Source organism: Sulfitobacter sp. G5_S2_6_S6, assembly GCF_054968505.1.
The window spans coordinates 106,225-132,453 of sequence record NZ_JBQKUI010000003.1; the positions used below are offsets into that span (position 1 = coordinate 106,225).

At 60.5% G+C, this 26,229-nt stretch carries 25 protein-coding genes; 17 read left to right on the forward strand and 8 right to left on the reverse strand.

All coding sequences use genetic code 11. From position 1 onward, the window contains the following. Positions 1-14: 14 nt before the first annotated feature. Positions 15-716 carry a DUF599 domain-containing protein gene (locus ACTRWK_RS06745; RefSeq protein ID WP_037944882.1) on the reverse strand — a complete coding sequence of 234 codons (702 nt, stop codon included), beginning with the start codon at positions 714-716 and terminating at the stop codon, positions 15-17. An 81-nt stretch (positions 717-797) separates the two neighbouring features. On the opposite strand from ACTRWK_RS06745, the gene ACTRWK_RS06750 reads away from it, so the two are divergent. From ACTRWK_RS06750 to ACTRWK_RS06780, 7 genes are all read left to right on the forward strand, one after another. Then, positions 798-2,246, forward strand: a complete 1,449-nt coding sequence (locus tag ACTRWK_RS06750; RefSeq protein ID WP_005851041.1) for an FAD-linked oxidase C-terminal domain-containing protein — start codon at positions 798-800, stop codon at positions 2,244-2,246. 60 nt (positions 2,247-2,306) lie between these two features. Continuing rightward, the gene (locus ACTRWK_RS06755; protein ID WP_289081530.1) at positions 2,307-3,425 is read left to right on the forward strand and encodes an FAD-binding protein; all 1,119 of its coding nucleotides are present in this window, start codon (positions 2,307-2,309) and stop codon (positions 3,423-3,425) included. Further along, positions 3,422-3,787, forward strand: coding sequence for a hypothetical protein (locus tag ACTRWK_RS06760; protein ID WP_184583358.1), 366 nt, complete (start codon positions 3,422-3,424; stop codon positions 3,785-3,787). The genes ACTRWK_RS06755 and ACTRWK_RS06760 overlap by 4 nt, the downstream gene beginning before the upstream one ends. Before the next feature lie 45 nt (positions 3,788-3,832). Further along, on the forward strand, positions 3,833-5,224 hold the full coding sequence (gene glcF, locus ACTRWK_RS06765; RefSeq protein ID WP_289081531.1) for a glycolate oxidase subunit GlcF: 1,392 nt from the start codon (positions 3,833-3,835) through the stop codon (positions 5,222-5,224). A 106-nt stretch (positions 5,225-5,330) separates the two neighbouring features. Continuing rightward, positions 5,331-6,119, forward strand: a complete 789-nt coding sequence (locus tag ACTRWK_RS06770) for a trypsin-like serine peptidase (protein WP_462843877.1) — start codon at positions 5,331-5,333, stop codon at positions 6,117-6,119. A gap of 157 nt (positions 6,120-6,276) precedes the next feature. Continuing rightward, entirely contained in the window at positions 6,277-6,747 is a 471-nt protein-coding gene (locus tag ACTRWK_RS06775; protein ID WP_005851048.1) for an Hsp20 family protein, read from the forward strand. Between the two features lie 137 nt (positions 6,748-6,884). After that, positions 6,885-8,105 (forward strand): aminotransferase-like domain-containing protein, encoded by a 1,221-nt coding sequence (locus ACTRWK_RS06780; RefSeq protein ID WP_462843847.1) that lies wholly within the window; start codon positions 6,885-6,887, stop codon positions 8,103-8,105. A 60-nt stretch (positions 8,106-8,165) separates the two neighbouring features. Here ACTRWK_RS06780 and ACTRWK_RS06785 read toward each other — a convergent pair whose 3' ends face one another. Continuing rightward, on the reverse strand, positions 8,166-9,641 hold the full coding sequence (locus ACTRWK_RS06785; protein ID WP_037964723.1) for an NAD-dependent succinate-semialdehyde dehydrogenase: 1,476 nt from the start codon (positions 9,639-9,641) through the stop codon (positions 8,166-8,168). Positions 9,642-9,735: 94 nt separating this feature from the next. Here ACTRWK_RS06785 and ACTRWK_RS06790 point away from each other — a divergent pair, with 94 nt between their 5' ends. The 5 genes from ACTRWK_RS06790 (at position 9,736) to ACTRWK_RS06810 (ending at position 14,113) form a co-directional block, all read left to right on the forward strand. Then, positions 9,736-10,527, forward strand: a complete 792-nt coding sequence (locus tag ACTRWK_RS06790) for an alpha/beta hydrolase (RefSeq protein WP_180828596.1) — start codon at positions 9,736-9,738, stop codon at positions 10,525-10,527. 120 nt (positions 10,528-10,647) lie between these two features. After that, entirely contained in the window at positions 10,648-11,871 is a 1,224-nt protein-coding gene (locus ACTRWK_RS06795; protein ID WP_037943009.1) for an aminopeptidase P family protein, read from the forward strand. A 215-nt stretch (positions 11,872-12,086) separates the two neighbouring features. Further along, a complete protein-coding gene (locus ACTRWK_RS06800; protein ID WP_462843848.1) occupies positions 12,087-13,172 on the forward strand; it encodes a histidine kinase dimerization/phosphoacceptor domain -containing protein in 1,086 nt (361 codons plus the stop codon). 35 nt (positions 13,173-13,207) lie between these two features. Beyond that, the gene (locus tag ACTRWK_RS06805; protein ID WP_037943013.1) at positions 13,208-13,474 is read left to right on the forward strand and encodes a hypothetical protein; all 267 of its coding nucleotides are present in this window, start codon (positions 13,208-13,210) and stop codon (positions 13,472-13,474) included. Positions 13,475-13,486: 12 nt separating this feature from the next. Then, positions 13,487-14,113 (forward strand): DUF1523 family protein, encoded by a 627-nt coding sequence (locus ACTRWK_RS06810; RefSeq protein ID WP_005851059.1) that lies wholly within the window; start codon positions 13,487-13,489, stop codon positions 14,111-14,113. 54 nt (positions 14,114-14,167) lie between these two features. Here the strand turns inward: ACTRWK_RS06810 and ACTRWK_RS06815 are convergent, their stop codons facing one another. Together ACTRWK_RS06815 and ACTRWK_RS06820 are read right to left on the reverse strand one after the other, a co-directional pair. Continuing rightward, positions 14,168-14,548, reverse strand: coding sequence for a histidine triad nucleotide-binding protein (locus tag ACTRWK_RS06815; RefSeq protein WP_260004627.1), 381 nt, complete (start codon positions 14,546-14,548; stop codon positions 14,168-14,170). Between the two features lie 9 nt (positions 14,549-14,557). Beyond that, positions 14,558-16,135 carry a DUF5928 domain-containing protein gene (locus ACTRWK_RS06820; RefSeq protein WP_037964727.1) on the reverse strand — a complete coding sequence of 526 codons (1,578 nt, stop codon included), beginning with the start codon at positions 16,133-16,135 and terminating at the stop codon, positions 14,558-14,560. A 159-nt stretch (positions 16,136-16,294) separates the two neighbouring features. Here ACTRWK_RS06820 and ACTRWK_RS06825 point away from each other — a divergent pair, with 159 nt between their 5' ends. From ACTRWK_RS06825 to ACTRWK_RS06840, 4 genes are all read left to right on the forward strand, one after another. Then, complete coding sequence (locus ACTRWK_RS06825) at positions 16,295-17,113, forward strand: sulfotransferase family protein (protein WP_037943017.1); 819 nt, start codon at positions 16,295-16,297, stop codon at positions 17,111-17,113. A gap of 94 nt (positions 17,114-17,207) precedes the next feature. Then, complete coding sequence (gene smpB, locus ACTRWK_RS06830) at positions 17,208-17,696, forward strand: SsrA-binding protein SmpB (protein ID WP_009825868.1); 489 nt, start codon at positions 17,208-17,210, stop codon at positions 17,694-17,696. Between the two features lie 143 nt (positions 17,697-17,839). Beyond that, positions 17,840-18,694, forward strand: a complete 855-nt coding sequence (gene sseA, locus ACTRWK_RS06835; RefSeq protein ID WP_009825869.1) for a 3-mercaptopyruvate sulfurtransferase — start codon at positions 17,840-17,842, stop codon at positions 18,692-18,694. Further along, positions 18,694-19,878, forward strand: a complete 1,185-nt coding sequence (locus tag ACTRWK_RS06840; protein ID WP_037943020.1) for an amino acid aminotransferase — start codon at positions 18,694-18,696, stop codon at positions 19,876-19,878. Before sseA ends, ACTRWK_RS06840 begins: the two co-directional genes overlap by 1 nt. 163 nt (positions 19,879-20,041) lie before the next feature. Here ACTRWK_RS06840 and ACTRWK_RS06845 read toward each other — a convergent pair whose 3' ends face one another. Both ACTRWK_RS06845 and ACTRWK_RS06850 read right to left on the reverse strand, forming a co-directional pair. After that, positions 20,042-21,343: an ammonium transporter gene (locus ACTRWK_RS06845; RefSeq protein ID WP_005851078.1), complete on the reverse strand. Its 1,302-nt coding sequence runs from the start codon at positions 21,341-21,343 to the stop codon at positions 20,042-20,044. 25 nt (positions 21,344-21,368) lie between these two features. Further along, complete coding sequence (locus ACTRWK_RS06850) at positions 21,369-21,707, reverse strand: P-II family nitrogen regulator (RefSeq protein WP_005851080.1); 339 nt, start codon at positions 21,705-21,707, stop codon at positions 21,369-21,371. A gap of 256 nt (positions 21,708-21,963) precedes the next feature. Between ACTRWK_RS06850 and ACTRWK_RS06855 the strand changes: the two genes are divergently transcribed. Continuing rightward, complete coding sequence (locus tag ACTRWK_RS06855; protein ID WP_180828601.1) at positions 21,964-24,135, forward strand: transglycosylase domain-containing protein; 2,172 nt, start codon at positions 21,964-21,966, stop codon at positions 24,133-24,135. A gap of 134 nt (positions 24,136-24,269) precedes the next feature. On the opposite strand, the gene ACTRWK_RS06860 is transcribed toward ACTRWK_RS06855, so the two are convergent. Next, positions 24,270-25,124, reverse strand: coding sequence for a DUF481 domain-containing protein (locus ACTRWK_RS06860; protein WP_005851082.1), 855 nt, complete (start codon positions 25,122-25,124; stop codon positions 24,270-24,272). A 156-nt stretch (positions 25,125-25,280) separates the two neighbouring features. Next, on the reverse strand, positions 25,281-26,180 hold the full coding sequence (locus tag ACTRWK_RS06865) for a LysR family transcriptional regulator (protein ID WP_289081534.1): 900 nt from the start codon (positions 26,178-26,180) through the stop codon (positions 25,281-25,283). Between the last annotated feature and the right edge of the window lie 49 nt (positions 26,181-26,229).

Below are 26,229 nucleotides of genomic sequence, written 5' to 3' on the forward strand. Positions count from 1 at the left end.
AACAGACATATAGACTAGCCTTGCTCATTTTCCAATAGAATGCGCCGTGACAGTGACGTGAACTCGCGCCGCCAGATGATGATGACGGTGACCATGGCCGCGACGGTGAGGGGGATCGGGCCGACGATCCAGCCCAGGCTGGCCAGCGCAAAATAAAGTGATCGCAACCCCCGATTGAAACTGCGTGCGGCGGTGATGTTGATCTCTGCCGCCTTGGACGCCAGCGGGGGTGCGCGGCGGTCCTCGGGGTCATTTGGGACGGCGGCCATGAGCACCGAACAATAGCCAAACAGCCGGTTTGACCAGACGAATTTCAGAAAACCGTTGGTCAGAAAGAACAGTGGCAGCAGCATTTTGAATTCCCACACCACGGTGGGCAGCTCGGTCAGGGCAAGGTCTTCGACCACCGTCGACAGACGCTCGCTGTTGCCCAAAAGCGCCAGTGTCCCGCCCAAAGCGATCATGCTGGTAGAGGCGAAGAAAGCCGTGCTTTGCCGCAGGGTGCTGATCATCTGCGAATCAAAGATACGCGGCTGGCGGGTGATCATCTGGGTCATCCATTCGCGCCGGTATTGCGCCATGATCAGCGACACAGAGGGCTTTGCGGGGTTCGGGTGTTCGATGCGCCAGCCAATGGCCAGCCAGGCGCAAAAGATTATCGCCAAAGCGGCATAATCCAGCGGTTGAAACAGGGCGATGCGATCCATCCAAGTCATGCTAAGCTGCATACGCCGACGGGTTCTATGTTGCCAATGTCTTTAATTGGTCATATTATTTTACCAAACTGGAGGTTCGCCATGGAAATGCCCATTCCCAGCCAAGCCGTGATCGCGCGCAAGACGCGCGTGGTTGATCGGCTGCGTCAGGTTTTGCCGGCTGATGCTGTCATCTCGGATGAACGCGAGACGCGGGCCTATGAATGTGATGCGCTGACCGCCTATAAATGTGCGCCGATGGTGGCGGTGTTGCCCTATACCACACAGCAGGTGTCGGATGTGTTGCGCATCTGCCACGAAGAGGGCGTGCCCGTCGTGCCGCGCGGGTCCGGTACGTCGCTGGCGGGGGGCGCGCTGCCCACGGCGGACTGCGTGATCCTTGGCGTGGCGCGTATGAACGAGGTGATCGAAACCGATTACCCCAACCGCATCATCAAGGTGCAAACCGGGCGTACCAACCTGAGCGTCACAGGCGCGGTCGAGGAAGACGGTTTCTTTTACGCGCCCGACCCTTCAAGCCAGCTGGCCTGTGCCATCGCGGGCAATATCGCGATGAATTCGGGCGGGGCGCATTGTCTGAAATACGGGGTGACGACCAACAACCTCATGGGCGTTACGATGGTCTTGATGGATGGCGAGGTGATCGAGGTCGGCGGCGCACATCTGGATGCGGGCGGGCTGGACCTGCTGGGGCTGATCTGCGGCTCTGAAGGGCAGCTGGGGGTCGTCACCGAAGCCACGCTGCGCATCCTGCACAAACCCGAAGGCGCGCGGCCCGTGTTGATCGGGTTCGACGACAACGAGGTCGCGGGGGAATGTGTCTCTGACATCATCAAGGCGGGTGTCTTGCCCGTCGCCATCGAATTCATGGACCGCCCCTGTATCGAAGCGACGGAGGCCTTCGCCAAGGCTGGTTATCCCATGTGCGAGGCGCTGCTGATCATCGAGGTCGAAGGCTCCGACGCGGAGATTGACCACCAGTTGGGTCTGATTTCCGACATCGCGCAGCGGCACAATCCGGTGGAGCTGCGGCAATCCAAATCCGCTGAGGAAAGCGCCAAGATCTGGCTGGGTCGGAAATCGGCCTTTGGCGCGATGGGGCAGATCAACGACTACATGTGTCTGGATGGCACCATCCCTGTGTCCTCGCTGCCCTTCGTGCTCAAACGCATCAAGGAACTCAGCGATCAGTTCGGGCTGAAGGTCGGCAATGTGTTCCATGCAGGCGACGGTAATATGCACCCGTTGATCCTGTTTGATGCCAACAAACCGGGCGATCTGGAGCTGTGCGAGGAATTCGGGGCCGAGATCCTCAAGCTCTGCGTCGAGGTGGGCGGCTGTCTGACCGGCGAACATGGCGTCGGGATCGAGAAACGCGATCTGATGCATGTGCAATACGCCCCCGACGATCTGGAGGCGCAGATGGCGGTGAAGGATGTGTTCGACCCCGCGTGGCTGCTGAACCCAGCCAAGGTCTTTCCGCTGGATGCGTCAGAGACACGCCGCGCCGTGGCGCTGGCGGCGGAATAACCCGCGCCTGATTAACTGCTGATCTTCAACAGATCACACGCACGACGAAGGAGCCGAGACATGGCCATCACATCCGAAGAGGCGCTGGTCGAAGCGGTCAAAGGTGCCGCTGGCCCGATCTCGGTTCAGGGGGGCGGCACGCGCGGCCTGCCCGCGACAGGTCAGATCATGCGCGTTGCGGGGCTGCAGGGGATCACGCTGTATGAACCCGGTGCGCTGACGCTGGTCGCGAAACCCGGCACCCCCGTGGCCGAGATCGAAGAGGCGCTGGCCGCCGAAAACCAGCGTCTCGCGTTCGAACCGATGGACCATCGCGGGTTGTTGGGCACCAGCGGCACGCCGACGATCGGTGGGGTGATGGCCGGCAATATCAGCGGGCCGCGGCGGATCTCGGTCGGGGCGGCGCGGGACTTTCTGCTGGGGGTGCGCTTTGTCGACGGGCGCGGTGCCGTGGTCAAGAACGGCGGGCGCGTGATGAAGAATGTCACCGGCTATGATCTGGTCAAGCTGATGGCGGGGTCTTACGGCACTTTGGGTGTGCTGAGCGAGGTGTCGATGAAGGTGTTGCCACGCCCTGAAACGCAGGCGACCTTGGTGTTGCACGGGCTGGACGATGGGGCCGCTGTGGCCGCGATGGCCCGCGCCCTTGGCAGCCCGTTCGAGGTGACAGGTGCCGCCCATGACCCTGCCACCCGCGAAACCGCACTGCGCATAGAGGGGTTCGAGGCATCGGTCAGCTACCGTCTGAGCCAGCTTCAATCGTTGCTCGCCGGCGCGGGGGCAGAGGTCGAGCAACGCGATGCAGCGGCGACGCAGGCGCTTTGGTCCGGCATCCGTGATGTGGCGGCGTTTCACGACGGGCAGGGTGATGTGTGGCGCGTGTCGTGCAAACCCTCTGACGCGCCGGGGATCGCGGCGCGGTCGGGGGCAGAGCGCTGGACCTATGACTGGGCGGGCGGGCTGATCTGGCTGCGCAGCGCCGCGGGCCATGATCTGCGCGCGGCCATCGGGCCGATGGATGGGCATGCAACGCTGGTGCGGGCTGATGCGCAGACCAAGGCGCGCTTGGGCGTGTTCCACCCCGAAACCGCCGGTGTGGCACGGCTGACAGCGGCCTTGCGGGCGCAGTTCGATCCCAAGGGCATTTTTAACGCGGGCCAGCTGGACCGTGCGGCATGAGCTTGCTTGCGGTCTTCCTTGTCGTCTTTATCGGCGGGCCGTTGGTGTTCCGCCTCTTGACCCGTGGCAAGCCTGACCGGCGCAGCCTGCGTGCGCTGGTGCTCTTGGCTTTTCTCTGTGCCGTGGCGGGGATGGCGATACGCTATGGCGTGGCGCAGTATTGGGGCGAAAACCTGCTGGCGTCGATGGGGGCGATTGCCTGTATCTGGCTGGGCTGGATCGCCGTTCTGGCCTTTGTCGCGCAGGTGTTGCGCCGCGCCTATCCCGGCCCCGTCACGCGGCGCTGGACCAATGTGCTGGGGATCTTGGCCACCACGCTGCCCTGGTTCGGCCTGATCTGGGCCAGCACCGTCGCCGCTTAACTCTTTACCTCGTCAGGGTCTCGTGCCCGCAACGCCGGAGCTTTCATGCAAACCACATTCACCGCAGAACAGTTGAAAAACCCCGCGACGGCGCGCAGCAACGAGATCCTGCGCGCCTGTGTGCATTGCGGCTTTTGCACCGCCACATGCCCCACGTATCAGGTGTTGGGTGACGAATTGGATAGCCCGCGCGGGCGTATCTATCTGATCAAGGACATGCTCGAGAACGACCGCGATCCGGATGAAAAGACGGTCAAACACATCGACCGCTGCCTGTCCTGTCTGGCGTGTATGACGACCTGCCCCTCGGGCGTGCACTATATGCATCTGGTGGATCATGCCCGCGATTACATCGAAAAACGCTACAAACGGCCCTTCAGCGATCGTGCCCTGCGGTGGATTCTGGCGCGTATCCTGCCCTATCCGGCGCGGTTCCGGTTGGCACTTCTGGGGGCGAAGATCGGGCGGCCCTTCGCGCGGTTGATGCCCGACGCGCGGTTGCGTGCGATGATCGAGATGGCCCCCAAGACGATCCCGCCGGTCAGCCGCAACGACGACCCGCAAAGCTTCCCCGCGCAGGGGGCACCGCGTAAACGGGTGGCGCTGATGACGGGCTGTGCGCAAAAGGCGCTGAACACCGACATCAACGACGCCACCATCCGCCTGCTGACGCGGCAGGGCTGCGAGGTGGTCGTCGCCGAAGGCGCGGGCTGCTGCGGGGCGCTGACCCATCACATGGGCAAAACCAGCGAAAGCCACGCCACCGCGGCGCGCAACATCAAGGCATGGTGCGCCGAGATGGACGGGCAGGGGCTGGACGCCATCGTCATCAACACTTCGGGCTGTGGCACCACGGTGAAAGACTACGGCCATATGTTCCGCAACGACCTGCTGGCGGCGGATGCGGCGCGTGTGTCGGCGATCGCCAAGGATGTGTCCGAGGTGCTGCACGATCTTGCGGGGGACGCAGACCCTGTCGCCATGCCCAACCCCGCCAAGGGGGATATCGCGGGCATCGACGCGCCAACGGCCCCCACGCCCGCCCATCACGGACTGACCGTGGCCTATCATGCCGCTTGTTCCCTGCAACACGGCCAGCAGATCAAAAGCTACCCCAAGGATTTGCTGAAACGCGCAGGCTTTACCGTGGTCGAGCCTGCGGATTCACATCTGTGCTGCGGGTCGGCGGGGACGTATAACCTGATGCAGCCCGAAATCTCTAAGCAGTTGAAAGACCGGAAGGTCAGAACCCTGCAGGCCAAGAACCCCGACGTGATCGCGGCAGGCAATATCGGCTGCATGATGCAGATCGGATCGGCGGCGGGCGTGCCCGTGGTGCACACGGTAGAGTTGCTGGATTGGGCGTCGGGTGGGCCGAAGCCTCCGGCGTTGTCGCAAGAAAAAGGCGCAAATTTGCAGATTCCTCGCCTCCGCTAAGGTTTTCGCCGCATTTTCGCCTTATCTCGCGGCTAGGAGAGGCTAAAGACCAGACCTCACCGAAGTAGGAGCGATATCCGTGCGCCGTTGGGTAGCCATCTCTATCATGTGCCTGACCGTTGCGACGGCCGGGCTTGCTCAGGATGCGCGGTTGCGCAGGCTGGACACGGGGGTGGATGCCGGCGCGTGGGAGGCCGTGGGCCGTCTGGATATCGGCGGTAAGGGGTTTTGCACCGGCGCGTTGATCGCGCCCCGTTTGGTGCTGACGGCGGCGCATTGTCTGTACGACAGGGAAAGCAAGCAGCGCATTGATCATGGCGAGGTAGAATTTCTTGCCGGTTGGCGCAACGGGCGGGCGGGGGCCTATCGCAATGTGCGCCGTGCGGTGGTGCATCCCAATTATGTCTACGACGGCGTCGTATCCTCGGACCGTGTGCGCAACGATCTGGCCCTGCTCGAACTTGACCGGCCGATCCGCAATACCACGATCAAACCCTTCGACACCGCCCGCCGTCCCCGCCGCGGCGACCAGTTAGGGGTGGTGAGCTATGCCAAAGACCGGTCAGAGGCACCGTCCCTGCAAGAGGTCTGCAGCGTGCTGGCCCGCCAAGAAGGCGTGCTGGTGACCACATGCTCCGTCGATTTCGGGGCCAGTGGTGCGCCGATCTTTACCTTTGAAAACGGGGTGCCGCAGATTGTGTCTGTCGTATCCGCCAAGGCCCATGTCGAGGACAAGGAAGTGTCCCTTGGTACCGCGCTTGGTGCACCGCTGGCGCGGCTTCAGGCGGACCTGGTGGCAGGCAAGGGTGTTTTCCAAGGCGGAGGTGTTGTCAGCAAGCGCATCACGTCAGAGGATCGCCGCCGCACCACCGGCGCGAAATTCGTCAAACCCTGACCTTGTCATCAGGGGTGATTTTGTCCCCTTGAAACGCGATTTGTCCATCCCCACATGCATGTCATCGGAACGCCTGTTGAGGGTTCCGGCAGACAACCCAGGGTCTGTCCATGGTGGAAGGCCTGAATGATTATCGCTCAAACGAGGATGAATACCTATGCGTAGTTTTGATTTTGCACCGCTGCACCGTTCGACTGTCGGCTTTGACCAGATTGCCAATCTGATGGATCGCGTGATGGCCAACGACGCACCGCAGCCAAGCTATCCCCCTTACAACATCGAAAAACTGGACGATGATTCCTATCGTATCAGCATCGCCGTCGCCGGCTTTACCGAAGGCGACCTGAGCGTTGAAGTCCGTGAAAAATCGCTGATCGTCTCGGCGCGCAAAGCTGATGAAGATACGGATAAGACCTATCTGCATCGTGGCATCGCGACCCGCGCGTTCGAACGCCGCTTCCATCTGGCGGATCACGTGCAAGTGACCGGCGCGGCCCATGCCGACGGTATGCTGCACATCGATCTGGAACGTCAGGTGCCCGAAGCGCTGAAGCCGCGCCAGATCCAGATCGCGCGTGCGCCAAAGGCGATTGAAAAGGATGTGGTTGACGCGAACACCGTCAACTAAGCGACACCTCAGTGACAGACGAAGCCCGGTGCATTTGCGCCGGGCTTTTTTGTGCGCGTGGGGGCTAGGTCACAGTTGTTGACTTAAAATAGCGCAATGGGCACAGTGCCCCGATCCAGTCGGGGGAGGAACGCCGGATGTCACTGCAGGAAATATTTGCCACACGCGCCAATCGCATGAAGGCGTCGGAAATTCGCGAGCTGCTCAAGCTGTTGGACCAACCGGATATCATCTCTTTCGCCGGTGGTATTCCTGACCCTGATCTGTTTCCAAAAACGTCGTTTCAGGACGCTTTTGCCGAGGCGCTGAACGGGCCGATGGCGGCGCAGGGGTTGCAGTATTCCACCAGCGAGGGGCACAAACCGCTTCGTGTCTGGATTGCCGCGCAGATGCAGGCGATCGGTATTCCCGCGACGCCGGACAACATCCTGATCACCTCGGGCTCGCAGCAGGCGCTGGATTATCTGGGCAAGCTGTTCCTGTCGCCGGGGGATACCGCGCTGGTGGGCTGGCCGACCTATCTGGGGGCTTTGGGCGCCTTTAACGCCTACGAGCCGCGCTACGACAAGCTGGACCCGCTGAGCAACCGCAGTGGCGCGGATTATACCGCCGCCGTGAAAGAGGCAGGCGGCGCGGCCAAGTTCGCCTATCTTTCCGTTGATTTTGCCAATCCGACAGGGGCCACGGTCAGCCGCGCCGCGCGCGAGCGGGTGATTGATCTAGCCGAGGAAATGGACATCGCCGTGATCGAAGACGCGGCCTATCAGTCGCTGCGCTTTGACGGCGACGCGATCCCCCCGATCCTTGCGCTTGAGGCCGAACGCCGGAACGGTGATCTGGAAGCCTGCCGGACGATCTATTGCGGCAGCTTTTCGAAAACACTGTCGCCGGGGCTGCGTGTGGGCTGGGTCTGCGCCGCGATGCCGGTGATCTCGCAACTCGTGCTGATGAAACAGGCGGCGGATCTGCACAGTGCCACACTGAACCAGATCGCCGTGGCCTCGGTTGCGGAGCAGCATTTCGACAGCCACATCGACACGATCCGCAGCGCCTACCGTGCACGTCGCGATGCTATGCTGGAAGCGCTGCAGGCGCATATGCCCGAAGGGGTGAGCTGGACCAAACCCGAAGGCGGCATGTTCATCTGGGTGACACTGCCCGACACGCTGGACGGGGCCGATCTGCTGAAACAATCGCTGGAAAGCGAACGGGTCGCCTTTGTACCGGGGCACGCGTTTTTCGCGGACGGGTCGGGGCGCAATACGTTGCGGCTCAGCTACTCCACCTCGACCGAAGGCAAGATCGCGGAAGGGATCGAGCGCTTGGGCCAGTTGATCACCCGCGCGCTGAACGGCTGATACGAAAACGGGCGGCAGGATGATCCCGCCGCCCGTTTCTAATGCCAGATGATCCGCAGGTCAGACCGACATGCAGATGTACTTCATTTCCAGATAATCCTCGATCCCGTGGTGGCTGCCTTCGCGGCCCAGACCGGACTGCTTGACGCCGCCAAACGGCGCGACCTCGGTCGAGATGATGCCGGTGTTCACACCCACGATGCCATATTCCAGCGCCTCTGCGACCTTGTACACGCGGCTCAGGTCTTTGGCGTAGAAGTAGGACGCGAGACCAAAGATCGTGTCATTCGCCATTTCGATCACGTCGTCTTCGTTATCGAACTTGAACAGCGGGGCGAGCGGGCCGAAGGTTTCCTCTTTCGAGACTTTCATATCCTGCGTCACACCGGTGATGATGGTCGGCGCGAGGAAGTTGCCCTCCATCTTCTCTTCTTTGCTGCCCAGCAGGATTTCGGCACCTTTCGACACCGCGTCCTCGACATGTTCTTTCACCTTCTCGGAGGCATCGCCGTTGATCAGCGGCCCCAGCTCTACGCCGTCTTCAAAGCCGTCGCCGACCTTCATCTTTTCAACGCGGGCTTTCAGCTTTTCAGCGAAGGCGTCATAAACACCGGCCTGCACATAGATGCGGTTCGCGCAAACACAGGTCTGGCCGTTGTTGCGGAACTTGCACAGGATCGCGCCTTCGACGGCGGCGTCCAGATCGGCGTCGTCAAAGACGATGAACGGCGCGTTGCCCCCCAGCTCCATCGAGCATTTCATGACCTGATCGGCAGCCTGTTTCAGCAGGATGCGGCCCACTTCGGTCGAACCGGTAAAGGTCAGTTTGCGCACTGCGGGGTTTTCGCAGAACTCCTTGCCCACGGCAGAGGAGGACGACGACGGCAGCACGTTGAACACGCCTGCGGGGATGCCTGCACGTTCGGCAAGCACACCCATCACGATCGCCGACAGCGGTGTTTCCGCAGCGGGGCGCGCCACGAAGGCGCAGCCGGCGGCCAGCGCGGGCGCGGCCTTGCGGGTGATCATCGCGTTGGGGAAGTTCCAGGGCGTGATCGACGCGGCCACGCCGATGGGCTGCTTGATCACGGTGATCCGCTTGTCGCGCTGGTGGCCGGGGATGGTCTCACCGTAGACGCGCTTGGCCTCTTCGCCGAAGAATTCGATAAAGGACGCGCCATAGGCGATTTCGCCTTTGGCCTCGCCCAGAGGCTTGCCCTGTTCAGCGGTCAGGATGGCCCCCAGATCGTCTTGGTTTTCCATCATCAGGTCGAACCATTTGCGCATGACGCCGGCCCGTTCCTTGCCAGTCCAGCTGGCCCATTCCTTCTGTGCCTTTTCCGCCTGGGCGATGGCACCGGCCACCTGCGCACGGCTGAGGTTGGCGACCTTGGCAATCACATCGCCGCGGGCGGGGTTCACCACATCAAAGGTGCCATCGTCGCCATCCACCCATTCGCCACCGATATAGGCGCGGGTCTCTAGCAGGCTTGGATCCTTGAGCATTGATTTCAGGTCAGTCTTTGCGTCAGTCATTTTGATCTCTCCGCTTTTGTCTGTGGTTACCCAAAGCAACAAACGCTATGATTGTCTAGTTCCAGTTCGTATCGGGACGCTGACGGAGGACCACATGCAGCTAGACGACGCCTATGCCAACGCCGCTTATATCGATAACGCAGAGGCATATCCGCCCCGCTGGAAAGACGCCGCAGCGGCATTCCGCAAGAAGCTGGGGTTTCGTGCGCAAAAGAATATCTCTTACGGGCCGACCGACCGCGAAGTCTATGATCTGTTTGAACCCGAAGGCGTGTCGCGGGGCACGGTGATCTTTGTCCACGGTGGCTATTGGAAAGCGTTTGCTCCTGCCGATTGGTCCCATCTGGCGGCTGGCCCCCTGGCGCGCGGCTATGCGGTTGCGATGGTCGGCTATGACCTGTGCCCCGATGTGCGGATCAGCCAGATCACCGGACAGGTCGCTCGCGCCATTTCCGAGATCGCCAAACGCACCCAAGGTGCGCTGGCGCTTGTCGGCCATTCCGCAGGTGGGCAGCAGGTTGCCCGCATGACCGACCCGCTGATCCTGTCCGGCGATGTCCGCGACCGGATCGAGAATATCGTGTCCATCTCGCCTGTGGCAGACCTGATGCCGCTGTTGCAGACCTCTATGAACGACATCCTTCAGCTGGACGAAGCCGAAGCGACGGCGGAAAGCCCCGTGAACATGACGCCGCCCCATGGGGTGAACGTCACGATCTGGGTCGGGGCCGATGAGCGCCCCGCCTTTCTGGAGCAGGCCGAACAATTCTCGCGCGTGTGGGGGGCCAAGCAGTTCGTCGTCGAGGGGCGGCACCATTTTGACATTATCGATCTGCTGGAAGACCCCGACAGCGATATGGTGAAAGCGCTGCTTGGCATAAAGTGAGCCTTGATCGGGCCGCGCAAATCGGCGAGACAGGGGGCGGGTTGGGACGATGGCGTCGTCCTGCATTTCACGGCCCTTGCGTCCTGCACGCCGGGACCTTTCTGAGAAGGAGGGTCTGATATGACCAATACATCCAAAACCGCCCGTCCCGATATGTACCGTTTCCACAACGGCACGAAGTCTCCGCTGCCGTTTGACACCGCTGAATACGAAGCGCGTCTGGAAGAGCTGCGCGAACGGATGGATGCGGCCGGAGCGACGGCGGCGGTCTTCACGTCGATGCACAATATCGCCTATTATTCGGGCTTTCTGTATTGCGCCTTTGGTCGCCCCTATGGGCTGGTGGTGACTGAGACAGACTGTGTGACGATTTCCGCAGGCATCGACGCCGGTCAGCCGTGGCGCCGTAGCTTTTGCGACAACATCACCTATACCGACTGGCAGCGCGACAATTATTGGCGCGCCGTCGCCTCGGTTACGGGCAAGGGCGCGGTGATCGGCTATGAGGGGGACCACCTGACGCTAATGCAGCGCGACAAGCTGGAAGATTTCCTTGAGCCGGTGGTGATGATCGACCTGTTCGAGACGACCATGCGCCAGCGGATGCATAAGTCTCCGGCAGAGATTGCGCTGATCCGTCAGGCCGCTCAGGTTGCTGACGTAGGCGGCTATGCGATCCGCGATGCGGTCAAGGTCGGCGCGCGCGAGATCGACATCGCAATGGCAGGCCGCGATGCGATGGAGCTTGAGATTGCCAAGCGGTTCCCCGACGCCGAATACCGCGACACCTGGGTGTGGTTCCAATCCGGCATCAACACCGATGGTGCGCATAATCCGGTCACTGCACGGCAGCTGGAGCGCGGCGATATCCTGTCGCTGAACACCTTCCCGATGATCTCGGCCTATTACGTGGCGCTGGAACGCACCATGTTCGCCGGAGAGGTGGACCCCGCAAGCCTGAAAATCTGGGAGGCTAATGTCGCTGCCCATGAATACGGGATGAGCCTGCTGAAGCCCGGTGTCAGCTGCGCCGATGTGACCCACAAGATCAACGCCTTCCTCGAAGAGCGTGACCTGCTGCAATACCGCACCTTTGGCTATGGTCATTCGTTCGGCGTGCTGTCGCATTTCTATGGCCGCGAAGCAGGGCTGGAGCTGCGCGAGGACATCGACACGGTGCTTGAACCCGGCATGGTCATCTCGATGGAGCCGATGCTGACCCTTCCCGAAGGTCAACCCGGCGCGGGCGGCTACCGCGAACATGATATTCTGGTGATCACAGAAGACGGCAACGACAATATCACCGGCTATCCTTATGGCCCTGATTTCAACGTCGTAGGCTGATTGCGCTGCCCCCTTTACGGGGGGCAAACGCCCTTTTGGCGGTTGGGGATGACCGCGAGTACAAACAGGGAATATGGCTTGACGTACCCTGTCACGTCGATATCTTGACGCATCGCTGTCGCGGGATGGGGGTGTCAGGCCATATCCGTGCCTATCGCCTGCATCCTTAGTCTTGTTAAAAGTGCTTTCCGCACGCTGTTTCGTGAGTGTTCCCGATGAAAGCATCTTTGATAGAACAAGAAGAAATGCGCCTCGCGTTGCTGCGGGGATATAATATTCTGGATACCGCCCCCGAAGAAGGGTTCGACGACATCACGCGCCTCGCGGCAGAGATTTGCGAGGTGCCGATCGCGCTGATCTCTTTGGTGGATGAAGACCGCCAGTGGTTCAAATCCAAGGTCGGACTTGAAATTGACGGCAGCGACATCACCGACAGTATTTGCGCCCATGCCATCGCGGGCGATGACTACCTGGAGGTGACCGACACCACCGCCGATACGCGCACCACTGACAATAATTTCGTCACCGGCGAGGATTCGATTCGGTTCTATGCCGGTGCCTTGCTGGAGGATGACAAGAATCTGCCGCTCGGGACGCTCTGCGTGCTGGATAAGAAACCGCATCAGTTGAATGATTTCCAGCGCCGTGCGCTCAAGGTGCTGGCGGGGCAGGCGATGCGCCAGATCGAGCTGCGCAAGGCACTGGCCGATGCCGAGGTGCTGCGCAAAGAGGTCGACCACCGCGTAAAAAACTCGCTCCAGTCCCTGGAGGCATTGATCCGTATCCAGATCCGCAGCGAAAAATCCCCCGAAGCCCGCGCCGCGCTGGACACCATTCAGGGCCGCCTGTCGACCATCAGCAGCCTGCATGAAGCGTTGTACCTGACTGAAACCGGTGCCGCGGTGGATATCGCAGCCTTCCTGAAGAAGGTCGCCCATTCCACCAGTGAGCAATTGCCCGACGGGGTGCAGGTGAACATAGAGGTCGATCAGGCGCATCTGTCGTCCCGCTCTGCGTCATCCGTGGGGATGATCGTGAACGAGGCGATGACCAACGCTGCGAAATACGCCTATGAGGGCCGCAAGCGCGGGACACTCGACCTGCGCGGCGAGCGCAAGGGCGGCTTCTACCACCTCAGCTGCATTGACGACGGCCCCGGTATTCCCAAAGATCGGACCACGGGCACGGGGCTCGGCATGCGCATCCTGCTTGCAGCCGCGCAGCAATTGGGCGGTGAGCTGGAAACGCCAGAACGTGAAAGTGGCGGCGAGATCAAGATCGTCTGGCCCGTCACCGACTGACACCCGGCCCGGGACACAAGAGAGGCGCTGGGATTATGCTGGCTTTGTTAAGGTTGATCGTCATCGGGTTCGTCGTTCTAACGATCATCTATATCGCCCTGTCGATCTATTCGCGTCGGGTACGGCGCGGCAAGCTCTACCAGAAGTGGGCGCACGGGCCGCGTCTTGTGGATCGCGACATTTTCGTGCAACGAGGGCTCAAACGATATGACGGGTCGATCCGTCGCAAGCTGATCCTTGGGGTCTATATTGTCCCGGTGGGGCTGGTCATCCTGACCGTCTACCTCACCAACTTTAACTAAGGGGTAACGCCGATGGCGATCATCAAATGGACCTTCTGGGGTGTGATCTGGCTGATCATTGCCGCGTTCTTTCACTATACGCTGCCCCAGGTCGATATCGTGCGGATCACCGACACCTATGAAAAGCGCATCGACTTTGGCGAGAACTCGATCTTCTGGTCGCATGCGGATGTGGGCAACAGCACCGCTTTGGGTAACCGCGATGTTTTCTTCATCCAGACGCGTCGGGCCAAAGGCGACGTCATGGTTTACCGCAACGAGGATACCGGCTGGGGCTGGCCGCCGTATTTCAAATTCGACACGACCAACCTGCAGGCCGAGGCATCTGATCTGAAATCCGCCGCCGGTACGCCGCAGTATGTCGCGGTCAAGCATTACGGCTGGCGCAACGAGTTCCTGTCGATCTTCCCCAACGCGGTGTCCGTGCGCGTGGTGGACGGGCCGGATGCGAGCAAGGGAATCCCGTTCCTGAATATCATCATCCTGATCCTGTTTGCCGCGGTGGTCTATGCGATCTGGGTCCGCTGGCGTCGGTTCAAACGCGCGCGCATCGATCCGACGTTAGAGCGGCTGGAAGATGACATCGCCGAAAAGCAGGGCCGTTTCGCGCGCTGGCGGGCGGGTCGTAAAAACAAATAAGCGCGGCGCAAGATCACGCCGCGCCTTTTGCGCACTGATTGATGTCGTGACGGGTTAGCTGGGGCGCGCCACCATGCGCCCCATGGGCCGACCGCCCAGAATATGCACATGCAGATGCGGGACTTCCTGAACCCCATGCGCGCCGGCATTGGCGATCATACGAAACCCTTCGCCCGCGTCCAATGTAACCCCTTCGGCTTTGCAGACTTCCGAGATGGCGCGCACATAGCCCACGATTTCGGCATCGCTTGCCTCTGCCGCGAAGTGGTCAAAACTGATGTAGGGGCCCTTGGGGATCACCAGCACATGCGTCGGCGCTTGGGGTTCGATATCGCGAAAGGCAAGCGCGTGGTCGGATTCATAAACGGTGTTGTTCGGGATGTCGCCGCGCAGGATTTTGGCAAAGATGTTCTGGTCGTCGTAGCTGTAAGCCATGGGATGTCCTTAATCGGTGAAAAGATAATGTGTGTCGGCAATGGGCTGCGCCTGTTCCGGAGAGATGCGCAGGAAAGCGGCCAGCGCCTCGGCATTGTCCTGCGCCGAGGCTGTTTCGCGCATCCGGGCGTAGTTTTCAAACTGCGCGTCGCGGATGCGGTCGGATTCAAGGGTCAGGTCGTTCCGGATGGTGGGCAGCAGCCGTTCCAGCGTGTCGGCCGAGGTGCGTTCGCCCGCCAGCCCCACGCGCATGGCGTGGCCGATCAGGTAGTCATCCGAGAACTGGCATTCGATCTCGAGAACCCGTGTCATCGACCGGTCAGAGGCAAAGTCGTTCAGCAGGTCGATATCGCCGGGGTCCATGCAGACGATCAGCCGGTCGGCCTCGTAATAGTCGAACAGCATCCGCATCAGGGACCGCCGGTGGCGGGTGCGCTTGCCCAGACTGTTCTGGATGCCGCCAAGATCGGGCAGGGGGGTGTCCTGTTCGCTGAAAAGATATTCGATCGCGGGCAGGTTGGTGACCTGACGCATCTGCTCTAGCACGCGTTTGGCGACATGCCACTTTTTGCACACGACAATCAGCAGCTCGCGCTCGCGCCCCAGCGTGCTCTCCGTCTCCCAGAAACGGGTAGAGAACCGCCGCCCGATCCGGCCCCGACCGGTCAGGAACTTGAACAGGTTACGCCCTTCGTTGCTGATCTGCAGTTCGACATCCTTGGCCGAATAGAGCAACCCCAACCGGCGCTTGAGGTCCGTCGCCTCGCTGCTGATCTTGCGTGCGAACAGATAGTCTTGGGCCAGCAGCAGATCGTAGTGGTCGTTATAGAAGGTCACCGGCATGCCGTAGTCGGTAAACATCAGGAACGTCAGCGTGCGCGCACGAATTTCATTGTCGGGCACGATATGGCGCACGATGGTCTGAAAAAACGTCTCGTCCGGAATCCAGGTGGTCCGGAAAAACCGCATCACGTCTTTGCGCTTGCGGGTGAAGGCCATCACCGCCTCTATGGTCTGGCGGCGCAGGCACCACCACTGGCTGCCGATCTGGATTTGCAGGTCCGCAGGAATGTCGCGCGTCAGGCCAAGGCGTTTCTGCAGCTCGAACATGCCGTAGAACCGCTTTTTCTGGGTGCGCTCGTTGAACCAGTGACGGTAGATCAGCCGCTCTTCCTTCCAGCCGGTCTTGATCCAGTCGCTTTCGAAGTAGTCAAAGCTTTCGATGAAATCGACGTCGTTATCATCAAGGTAGTCGTGGATGTATTCGGCGGATTTGATTGCCATGCAATCGCCCGACAGCATGTAGAAATGTGTGGCACGCGGAAAGGCATCAATCGCGCTTTCGACGGCGTTCAGCGTTGCCTGCACCAGCGACCATTCTCCCCAACCGCAGCGGATGCGTTTGCTTGCGAAGGTCACATTGGGGTTCTTGCCAAGCGCTTGGGTGATCTGTGCAAAATCGGTCGGGCTGGCCGAGGCGTCAAAGTGGATCGACATGTAATCGCCAGACGCCGTCAATCTCTCCGCCTGCTTGATGATTGCAACGGGGTCTTTGTGACACAAAAGGATATAGGCAATTCTGGCCATCGCGAAACACGCATCCCCTCTGCTCTGGACGAGTTTGTTAGATAAAGGCGAACAGCGATTGAATAAACCGCGAATATTTGCTTTTTCTATATTTCAGGCCATTCTGTCGCCATAAATGGCAGCATAAGTGCGAAAAAAATTTAGGAGGCAGAGCCGATTATGGGTTTCCCAGGGACATGGATGACAGAAAGCGAAAGCGTGGTCTACCGCGTGGTGCCCAAATGCGCCTGTTCGACGATCGGGCAGATCATGTTCTATTCGGACCATGGAGAATTCTTTGACGGCGACATCCATGACGCGAAATCGGGCATGCACAAATGGGCGCATGACGACTCTCAGCCGTTGATCACGCGCAATGTGGAAAACCACAAATCCTACGCCTTCACCTGCGTGCGCAATCCATATACCCGCATCCTCAGCTCTTTCTTCGACAAGATCTGCGGCATCCAGCGCAATGGCCGGCGGTATCGCGGCAATCTGGTGCCGCTGCTCGTGCAGAAATACGGGATCGAGGTCGGCGGCGATGACGGCAAGCAAGAGTTTGACCAGATCGCCAGCTTCCGCCGTTTCCTGCTGTTTGCCCGCGACACCATCCGCTGGCGTCGCCCGATGGACCCGGACATCCACTGGTCCGCGCAGTCGGGGCATGTCAGCACGTTCATCGTGAACGGCGGCACCTATGACAAGATCATCTGGACAGAGAAGTTCAACGACGGCATGCAAAGCGTGCTGGATGCCATCGACACGCCCCATGCGGTGAACCTGTCCGACATTCCGCGGTTTAACGAATCCGAAGGCCACGGCCCCAAGCGCGCCCACCCGGTAGAGGATTACTTCGACGATCTGTCGATGCATCTGATGCGCGAGATCTTCAAAAAGGATTTCGAGCTGTTCAAATACGATTTCGACAATCCGGCAAACAAGATGCCCACGGGCGAGATCGACCTTGCCGAGGTGCACGCCAAGCTGGGCGACTAAGCGGGCAGGGCCGGCGCGCCCCGCCTGACGGTCCATGCGGTTATGCCCGCTGCGGCATCTTGCGCGCAGGGCCGCAACGCCCTACATCCTTGGCATGTCACAGGTTAAATCATCTTCCAAATCCGACCCGAACTACAAGGTCATCGCCGAAAACCGCCGCGCGCGGTTCGATTACGCGATCGACGATGATGTCGAATGCGGCATCATTCTTGAAGGGTCCGAGGTCAAATCCCTGCGCAACGGCGGTGCCAATATCGCCGAAAGCTACGCCGCCGTGGAAGATGGCGAGCTGTGGTTGGTGAACTCCTACGTCGCGCCTTACACGCAGGCCAAGACCTTCACCCACGAGGAACGCCGTCGCCGCAAGCTCTTGGTGTCCAAGAAGGAACTGTCGAACCTGTGGAATGAAACCCAACGCAAAGGCATGACGCTGGTCCCGATGGTGATGTATTTCAATCACCGTGGCATGGCTAAGATCAAGATCGGCATCGCCAAGGGTAAAAAGCTGCACGATAAACGGGAAACCGCCGCCAAGCGCGACTGGTCCCGTCAAAAGCAGCGTCTGCTGAAAGACCACGGCTGACGCCCCGTCCCGCTCTCGGGGTCTGAACGGAACACAATATGCCCATTTCCGGCCTGTGCTGCATGTGCACAGTCGCGGGCTCTTGCTTGCGGGGGCCGTCGCGGGTAGGCATTGAAAAACCTGTTCTAAAAGGGGGTGGACCCATGGCTGACAACCCGAAAACGCTTGTTTCAACCGATTGGCTGGCGCAGCACCTCAAGGATCCCGACCTGCGTCTGCTGGACGCGTCATGGTATTTGCCCGATGCAGGACGCGACCCCAAAGCCGAATATAATCAGGCGCATATCCCCGGCGCCCGCTTTTTCGACATCGACGAAATCTCGGATGGGCGGTCGGATATGCCGCATATGGCCCCGCCTGCTGAAAAGTTCATGTCGCGGATGCGCGCTATGGGTGTGGGAGACGGGCATCAGGTGGTGGTCTATGACGGGGCCGGCTTGCTGTCGGCCGCGCGTGTGTGGTGGCTGTTCCGTCTGATGGGGCAGGAAAATGTCGCCGTGCTGGATGGGGGCCTGCCCAAATGGGTCGCCGAAGGTCGCCCCACCGAAGACATGCCCCCGATCCCCCGCGACCGCCACATGACCGTGCGGTTCCAGAACCAACTGGTGCGTGATGTGACGCAGGTCGCTCAGGCGTCCAAGCTCAAGGCACCGCAGATCGTGGATGCCCGCGCAGCGGCCCGCTTTCGCGGCGACGCGCCCGAACCCCGCGAAGGCCTGCGCGCTGGCCACATCCCCGGGTCGCGCAACCTGCCCTACACAGAGCTGTTGAACGACGACAAAACACTGAAATCCGTAGCCGAGACCAAAGCGGCTTTTGAAGCGGCGGGCATTGACCTGTCGCACCCTGTGATCACGACCTGCGGGTCCGGCATCACCGCGGCGATACTCGCGCTGGCACTGGAACGGATGGGCCATACCGATTGGTCCCTTTACGATGGATCTTGGGCAGAATGGGGGATGTTCCCCACCGTGCCCGTTGCGACCGGAGACGCATAATGTTCGAAACCCTACAGGCGCAGCCCGCCGATAAAATCCTTGCCTTGATGCAGATGTACAAGGATGACCCCCGCGAGACCAAGATCGACCTTGGCGTGGGCGTGTACAAGGATGCCACGGGGCTGACGCCCGTCATGCGCGCGGTCAAGGCGGCTGAACACCAGCTGTGGGAAGCCCAGACCAGCAAAGCCTATACCGGTCTGGCGGGCGATCCTGCCTTTGGCGATGCGATGGTGCAGATGGTGCTTGGCGATGCGGTCCCCCGCGCACAGGTTGCCGCCGCCGCGACCCCGGGCGGGACCGGCGCGATCCGTCAGGCGTTCGAGCTGATCCAGATGGCCCGTCCGCAGGCGCGGGTGTTTGTGTCGAACCCGACATGGCCGAACCATCTGTCGATCCTGAAATATCTGGGGATGGAGATGGTCCCCTACCGCTATTTCGACGATGAAACCCGTGGCGTTGATTTTGACGGCATGATCGCCGACCTCAAGACCGCGCAAAAAGGCGATGTGGTCCTGCTGCACGGCTGCTGCCACAACCCGACAGGGGCCAACCTGAACGCCGCCGAATGGGACGCGGTGATCAAAGTGTTGCAAGACACCGGTGCCACCCCGATGATCGATATCGCCTACCAGGGCTTTGGCGACGGGCTTGACGCGGATGCGGCGGCCACGCGCAAGGTCGCGGCGGCGGTGCCGGAATGTCTGATCGCGGCAAGCTGCTCCAAGAACTTCGGGATTTACCGCGAACGCACCGGGATCCTGATGGCGCTGTCGGCAGACACTTCGGCGCAAAAGCTGAACCAGGGCACGCTGGCCTTTCTCAACCGCCAGAACTTCAGCTTCCCGCCCGATCACGGGGCGCGCATCGTCACCACCATCCTGAACGACGACGCCTTGCGCAGCGACTGGATGGCCGAGCTCGAAGACATCCGCAACACCATGCTGGGTCTGCGCAGCCAGCTCGCGGGCGAACTTCAGCGTCTCTCCGGCTCTGACCGCTTCGGTTTCCTTGCCGAACACCGCGGCATGTTCTCGCGCCTCGGAACCTCGTCTGACATGGTCGAGAAGCTGCGCGAAGACCACGGCATCTATATGGTGGGTGACAGCCGCATGAACATCGCGGGGCTGAACGCCGAAACCGTGCCGATCCTCGCCAAGGCGATCATCGAGGTCGGCATCTAACCCGCCGCTTCACCCTTTCAAAAATACTCAAACCGCCGCGCTGGCATCTGGCGCGGCGGTTTTTGTTTGGGCGCATTCTCAGCTCTGCCCAGCATAACACGCGCGCAGCAAAAAGCCCGGGCGCGAACGCCCGGGCCTCTGCCTGCCTGCAGGAGTTTAGACCTTAGCTCTTGGAGAACTCAGGGTAGGCTTCCATGCCCAGTTCGGATACGTCCAGACCAGCGATCTCGGCTTCTTCGCTGACGCGGATGCCGGTGGTGGCTTTCAGGATCATCCACACGATCAGCGACACGATGAAGACAAAGGCACCGATTGAGGCAAAGCCGATGATCTGTGTCACAAAGGATGTGCCGTCGGTGTAGACGGGAACAACCAGCGTGCCCCAGAAGCCTGCGATCAGGTGAACCGGGATCGCACCGACCACGTCATCGATCTTGAGCTTGTCGAGGAAGGGCACCGCGAAGACCACGATCGCACCGCCCACAGCACCGATCCAGAGCGCACCGAAGAGCGTCGGGTCAAGCGGGCCAGCTGTGATAGAGACCAGACCAGCCAGCGCGCCGTTCAGCACCATTGTCAGGTCGGGCTTTTTGTACAGCATCTGGGTCAGGACCAGCGCGGCGATGGCACCGGCAGCAGCAGCCATGTTGGTGTTGGCAAAGATCTGCGCCACAGCATCGGCATCGATCATCGACCCCATGGCCAATTGCGAGCCGCCGTTGAAGCCGAACCAACCCAGCCACAGGATGAACGTGCCCAAAGTGGCGAGCGGCAGGTTCGAACCCTGCATCGGGATCACACGACCGTCTTTGTATTTGCCGATACGGGGGCCAAGCACCAGCGCACCTGCCAGAGCCGCAAAGCCGCCCGCGGCGTGGACCAGAGTGGAACCCGCGAAGTCGCTGAAGCCCGCGTCAGACAACCAGCCTGCGCCCCACTGCCAGCTTGCTTCGATCGGATAGATAAAGCCGGTCAGCACGATGGTGAAGATCAGGAAGGGCCACAGTTTGATACGCTCGGCCAATGTGCCCGAAACGATGGATGCGGTGGTTGCGCAGAACATCAGCTGGAAGAAGAAATCCGACGCGTTGGAATAGCCGCCCGCGTCAATCGCCGTCTTGATGTCCTTGGTTGCAAAAGTGCCGAACACGCCGGGGATGATCCACGCGTCGCCGGGGTACATGATGTTATAGCCAACCAGCCAGTAGAGAATGGCGGCCAGTGCGAAAAGCGCGATGTTCTTAGTCAGCTGGGTGGTCACGTTTTTGGACCGCACCAGGCCGGCTTCGAGCATGGCAAAACCCGCCGCCATCCAGAACACCAGAAAGCCGCCGATCAGGAACAGGATCGTGTTGAAAATGAAAGCAGTGTCAGCCGCGGTTGCATACTCGGCCTCCTGCGCGAAACCCAAGGACGGCAGCAGCGTCGCTGCGGCGGCAAGGGGAATAAGAAGTCGTGATGTCATGTCGTCAATTCCTCGGACGTGGGGGTCAGATGGCGTCTTCGCCGGTTTCGCCGGTGCGCACGCGCACGGCTTGTTCAACGTCGAGGACAAAGATTTTGCCGTCGCCGATCTTGCCGGTATGTGCGGTGCGGGTGATCGTCTCGACCATCTGGTCGGCCAGCGCATCTGCGACCACCAGTTCAAGCTTCACCTTGGGTACGAAGTTCACGACATATTCAGCGCCGCGGTAGATTTCGGTATGGCCGGATTGGGCACCGAAGCCCTTGATCTCGGTCACCATCAGGCCACGCACGCCCGCTTCGGTCAGTGCTTCGCGCACCTCCTCGAGCTTGAATGGCTTGATTGTTGCGATAATGAGTTTCACCTATAATCCCTCTTCCAGATGGCAGGTACTTCCTGCGTTATGCCTTGGATAAAAGAGCGGCCGGTGCCCCTTGAAGGAAGAGTGCATCGCGCTTAGTGCCTCTCTGGGTGGGCGCGTTTGCCTGATTATTGGGCGCTGTGGGGAATGTGCCTAGTTATTGGGCGTTAATTAGACGGCGCAGCGGGGCGTCTGCGCTAAACAAACCGCGCTGTGCAGGATAGAGTGCGAAAAAAAAGAATGGTTCAGCGAGCAGCATATGAGTGATTCATCCAAACGGAAGCGGCCCTTGGTTGCCGATAAACGCACCGCGGGCAAAGGCGGCAAACCGCCCCGCAAGCCGGTCGCGAAAAAGGCTCCGGCCAAGCGCAAGCCGGCACGTCGTGCGCCTGCGCGCCCCAAGGGGCCTATTGGCTGGCTGGCCGCGCTGGTGCGGTGGGTCTTCCGTTTGATCTGGACGATCGTCTGGCGGGTGACTGCCGTGGCGGTGCTGATGGTTGCGTTGGCCGTCGGCTATTTCTACACCACGCTGCCGCCGCTCGAGGCGCTGCTGGATGGGCGTGCGCGAGGGTCTGTCACGCTCAAGGATCGCTATGGTGATGTCTTTGCATGGCGCGGGGATCAGTTCGGCGGCGTCGTCACCGCAGACAGCGTATCCCCCGCGCTTAAGAACGCGGTGATCGCGACAGAGGACAAACGCTTCTATCGTCACTTTGGTGTCAGCCCGCGCGGCATCGCTTCGGCGGTCAAGATCAACCTGAGCGAAGGCCGCGGACCCTTGTCCGGTCACGGGGGGTCGACGATCACGCAGCAGGTGGCCAAGCTGCTGTGTCTGGGTGAACCCTATGATGCGTCGTCGGGGCAGACGGAAAAGGAATACGAAGCCGAATGTCGCCGGTCCTCGCTGTCGCGCAAGGGCAAAGAAGCCCTGTTCTCCATGGCGATGGAAGCCAAGTATTCCAAGGATGATATCCTGTCGATCTACCTCAACCGCGCCTATATGGGCGGCGGTGCCTTTGGGGCCGAAGCCGCGGCGCAGCGTTTCTTTGGCAAACCGGCCGCCGCGTTGAAGCCTGCCGAGGGCGCGATGCTGGCGGGTCTGTTGACCGCACCGACCACGCTGTCACCGACCAATAATCTTGATCGGTCGCAAAGCCGTGCGGCAACCGTGATCCGCCTGATGGAGGATCAGGGCTATCTGTCAAAGGCCGAAGCGGATAACGCCATTGCCAACCCCGCAGAGCTGTCAGAAGCCGCAGAGGCCGAGGCGGGTGGCTATTTCGCGGATTGGGTGATGTCGTCGGGGCCGGAGTTCTTTACCCGCAACACGACCGAGGATGTGGTGATCAAGACCACCCTTGACCAAAAGATCCAGCGCGCCGCCGAGGAAGGTCTGAGCTGGGTGTTCGAAAACAAGGTCCGCGAAGGTTCCAAAGCGCAGGCGGCTGTGGTGATCATGTCTGCTGACGGGGCCGTGCGTGGCATGGTCGGTGGGCGCAAGACCAAGGTCGCGGGGGCCTTTAACCGCGCGACACAAGCGATGCGCCAGACCGGCTCTGCCTTCAAACCATTTATCTATGCCGCGGCGCTGGATCTGGGGTATTCGCCCAACGATCTGATCGAAGACGCGCCCTATTGTCTGAATGTGCCGGGGTCGGGCCAATGGTGCCCGAAGAACTATACCAACAGCTTCAAGGGCAACGTGACGCTCACCACCGCGCTCAAGGATTCGCTGAACATTCCGGCGGTCAAAGTCTCGGAGAGTGTCGGGCGCGATGTGGTCAGCCAAGTGGCAGAGCAGTTCGGCATCAAAAGCGATCTGGCCGTCGGTCCGGCGCTGGCGCTTGGGGCGTCCGAAAGCACGTTGCTTGAAATGACAGGTGCCTATGCCGGCATCCTGAACGGCGGGTCATCCGTTAAACCCTATGGGCTGATTGATCTGACGTTGCAGGGCGACACTGATCCGGTGATGGGCACGGGCGGCGGTATCGGCGAGCGGGTCATTCAGGAAGATGCCGCGCTGCAACTGGTCTATATGATGGAAAAGGTCGTGTCCGAAGGCACGGGGCAGCGGGCGCAATTTGGTGGTCGTGAACTGGCCGGTAAGACGGGCACGACACAGGCCAACCGCGACGCGTGGTTCATCGGTTTTTCCGCCGACTACGTGGCCGGTGTCTGGATGGGCTATGACGACAACACGCCGTTGACCGGTGTATCGGGGGGCGGGTTGCCCACCGAGATCTGGCAGCAGGTCATGATGCGCGTTCACGAAGGGCTGCCGAATACGCCGCTGCCGATGATCGTGCCGGAACCGCCAGTGGTGCAAGCCCCGCCGCAGCCTCAGCAACCGGCGCAGCCGCAGCGGGTGCCGCGTCAGGACAACCCACTGGGCGTCATCGACAGGGTGCTGCGCGATATCTTTGGCGGGTAAAGACCCTGCCTCTGCCGCAGCACAGCGCTATTGAAACGAAAGAAGGGAGGCCGGAATATTCCGGCCTCCCTTCCTTTTGTCGCATCCCCGAAGGCGGTACGAGGGGACCCGCCCCCGGGGTTTGACGGCCTGGCTTAGAAGCCCAGAACCAGCGACACACCCAGGGTGTTGTCAGTGGATTTCAGGCCCGCAACCGGATCGGTGTTGTAGTCGGTACGGTAGCTTACGCGTGTCGACAGGTTGTCGGACATCTTGTAGTTGATGCCAGCGTCGTTCGACACGATGGTGTTCACGTCAGAGCCGACAATGTCGGTGTCCATGGTGAAGGATACGATGTCGTTGAACGCGTAGAAGTAGCGCGACGAGGCGATGAAGCCGACTTCGGTTTCGGAGGTGCCGGTTGCGTCTTTAAAGTAGCGTACACCGGGGCCCGCTTGAACGCGCCATGTGTTGTCTTCTTTATTGATCGCGCGGTAACCCGGACCAAAGCCCAAGAATGCGTCTGTTTCGGAACCGTCAACGGCTGCACCGGATGTGTCGGTCAGGTAACCGTCATATTGGTAACGGGCCAGGCCGAACGCATAGAACTCGGGTGTGAAGTAGCGGCTGCCTTCATAGGTACCAAAGAACTTCTCTTCGCTCTTGGTGCCGTTTGCTTCGCCGTATTCTACCGCAAAACCAACCAGGTGGTTCCAGTCGCCGACACCGTATGTCAGGCGGCCAGCGCCCGATACTTCGCCGTTGTCTGTGTTGCCGCTGGTGCCCGATGCGGACAGGGCGAAAGACCCGCGCCAGCCTTGGGCAACGCCATTGGCGCCATAACGTTCTGCGTCGGTGCCGCGGGCCAGGTCGGTGTTCACATCATCGGTGATGTCGTCGATCTGGTCGTTCAGCGTTTCAATGCCAAGCGCACGTTGCTGCGCGAAAACTGGAGCAGCAGCCAAGAGTGCGATTACGGAAACCGCGGACGCTTTAAGTACTGTGTTCATTGGGGAATCCTTTCCCTTAGAAGTGACCCGCCTCGTTGATTGAGGCGAGAGCATCTCTGCTGAGAATGGATTTAAGATAGGGGGGCAGATAAGTGAAATTCGAATAAATCGTGCATGAAGCAAGAATTACTCGTGTTAACTACCCTTGAAGCGGATTTAAGGCGTGTTTTGCCCGTTATCCAAGCTCTCGATCAGAATATTCTGTTGATTTTCAGCCGCTTGAGCGAGGTCCATCAAACTACGCCGTGCGATCGACAGCATCTCGGGGTCCAGATCTTCGCGCCAGACCACCCATGCGGGGTACGCAAAGCGTGGGGAATTTGCCACAACATGCAGTTTTCCAACGTCGAGATACCGTTGCACTGCCCGTGCGGGCAGGTAGGCAGCGGCGCGACGGTTGACGATATAGTCGGCCGCAAGCCCGCCAAGGGCCAATGATCGCCCCGAATTGGTCAGATGGGGCAGGGCGCTGGCGTGCATATGCGTAAACTCGGGCCCCCAGTCGACCGCGACATACTCTTTGCCAAGATTTTTCACGTCCGTTTCAAAGGACGCGACGAGAATCAGTTCTTCCTCCAGCACGGGTTCGACGCGCAAACCGGGGCGCAGCTGCGGGGTGTAAAGCAAGGCGGCCTGAATAACCCCTTCGACCAGAAACCGCGTCAGCCGGTCGGACATGCCCATTTCGGCGTGAATACTCAGTTCGGGCATCATCGTTTGCATCGCGTCGATCCAGCGAAAGCCAAGCTTGTGCCAAAGGGCGTGCTGCGCGCCGAATGAAAAGCTGCGGCTGTATCCTTCGGGGATGGCGATCTGCTGGCGCGCTTCTTCCCATATCTTGAGAAGGCTCAGCGCATATGAGGTGAATTGTTCGCCTTCCGAGGTCAGCACCGCCCCCGCTTTCGATCGTTTGAACAGCGGGTGGCCCAGGCTGTCCTCAAGCCGTTGCACGCGCAGGCTGACAGCGGATTGGGTGACAAACAGCCGTTCGGAAGCAGCGACAAAAGAGCCGGTGTTGGCGACTTCGATAAAGGTTTTGATCAGGGTGATATCCATACCCTGATAATGATCCTCCGCAGACCCGTTGCCAAGCTGCCCTGACCTG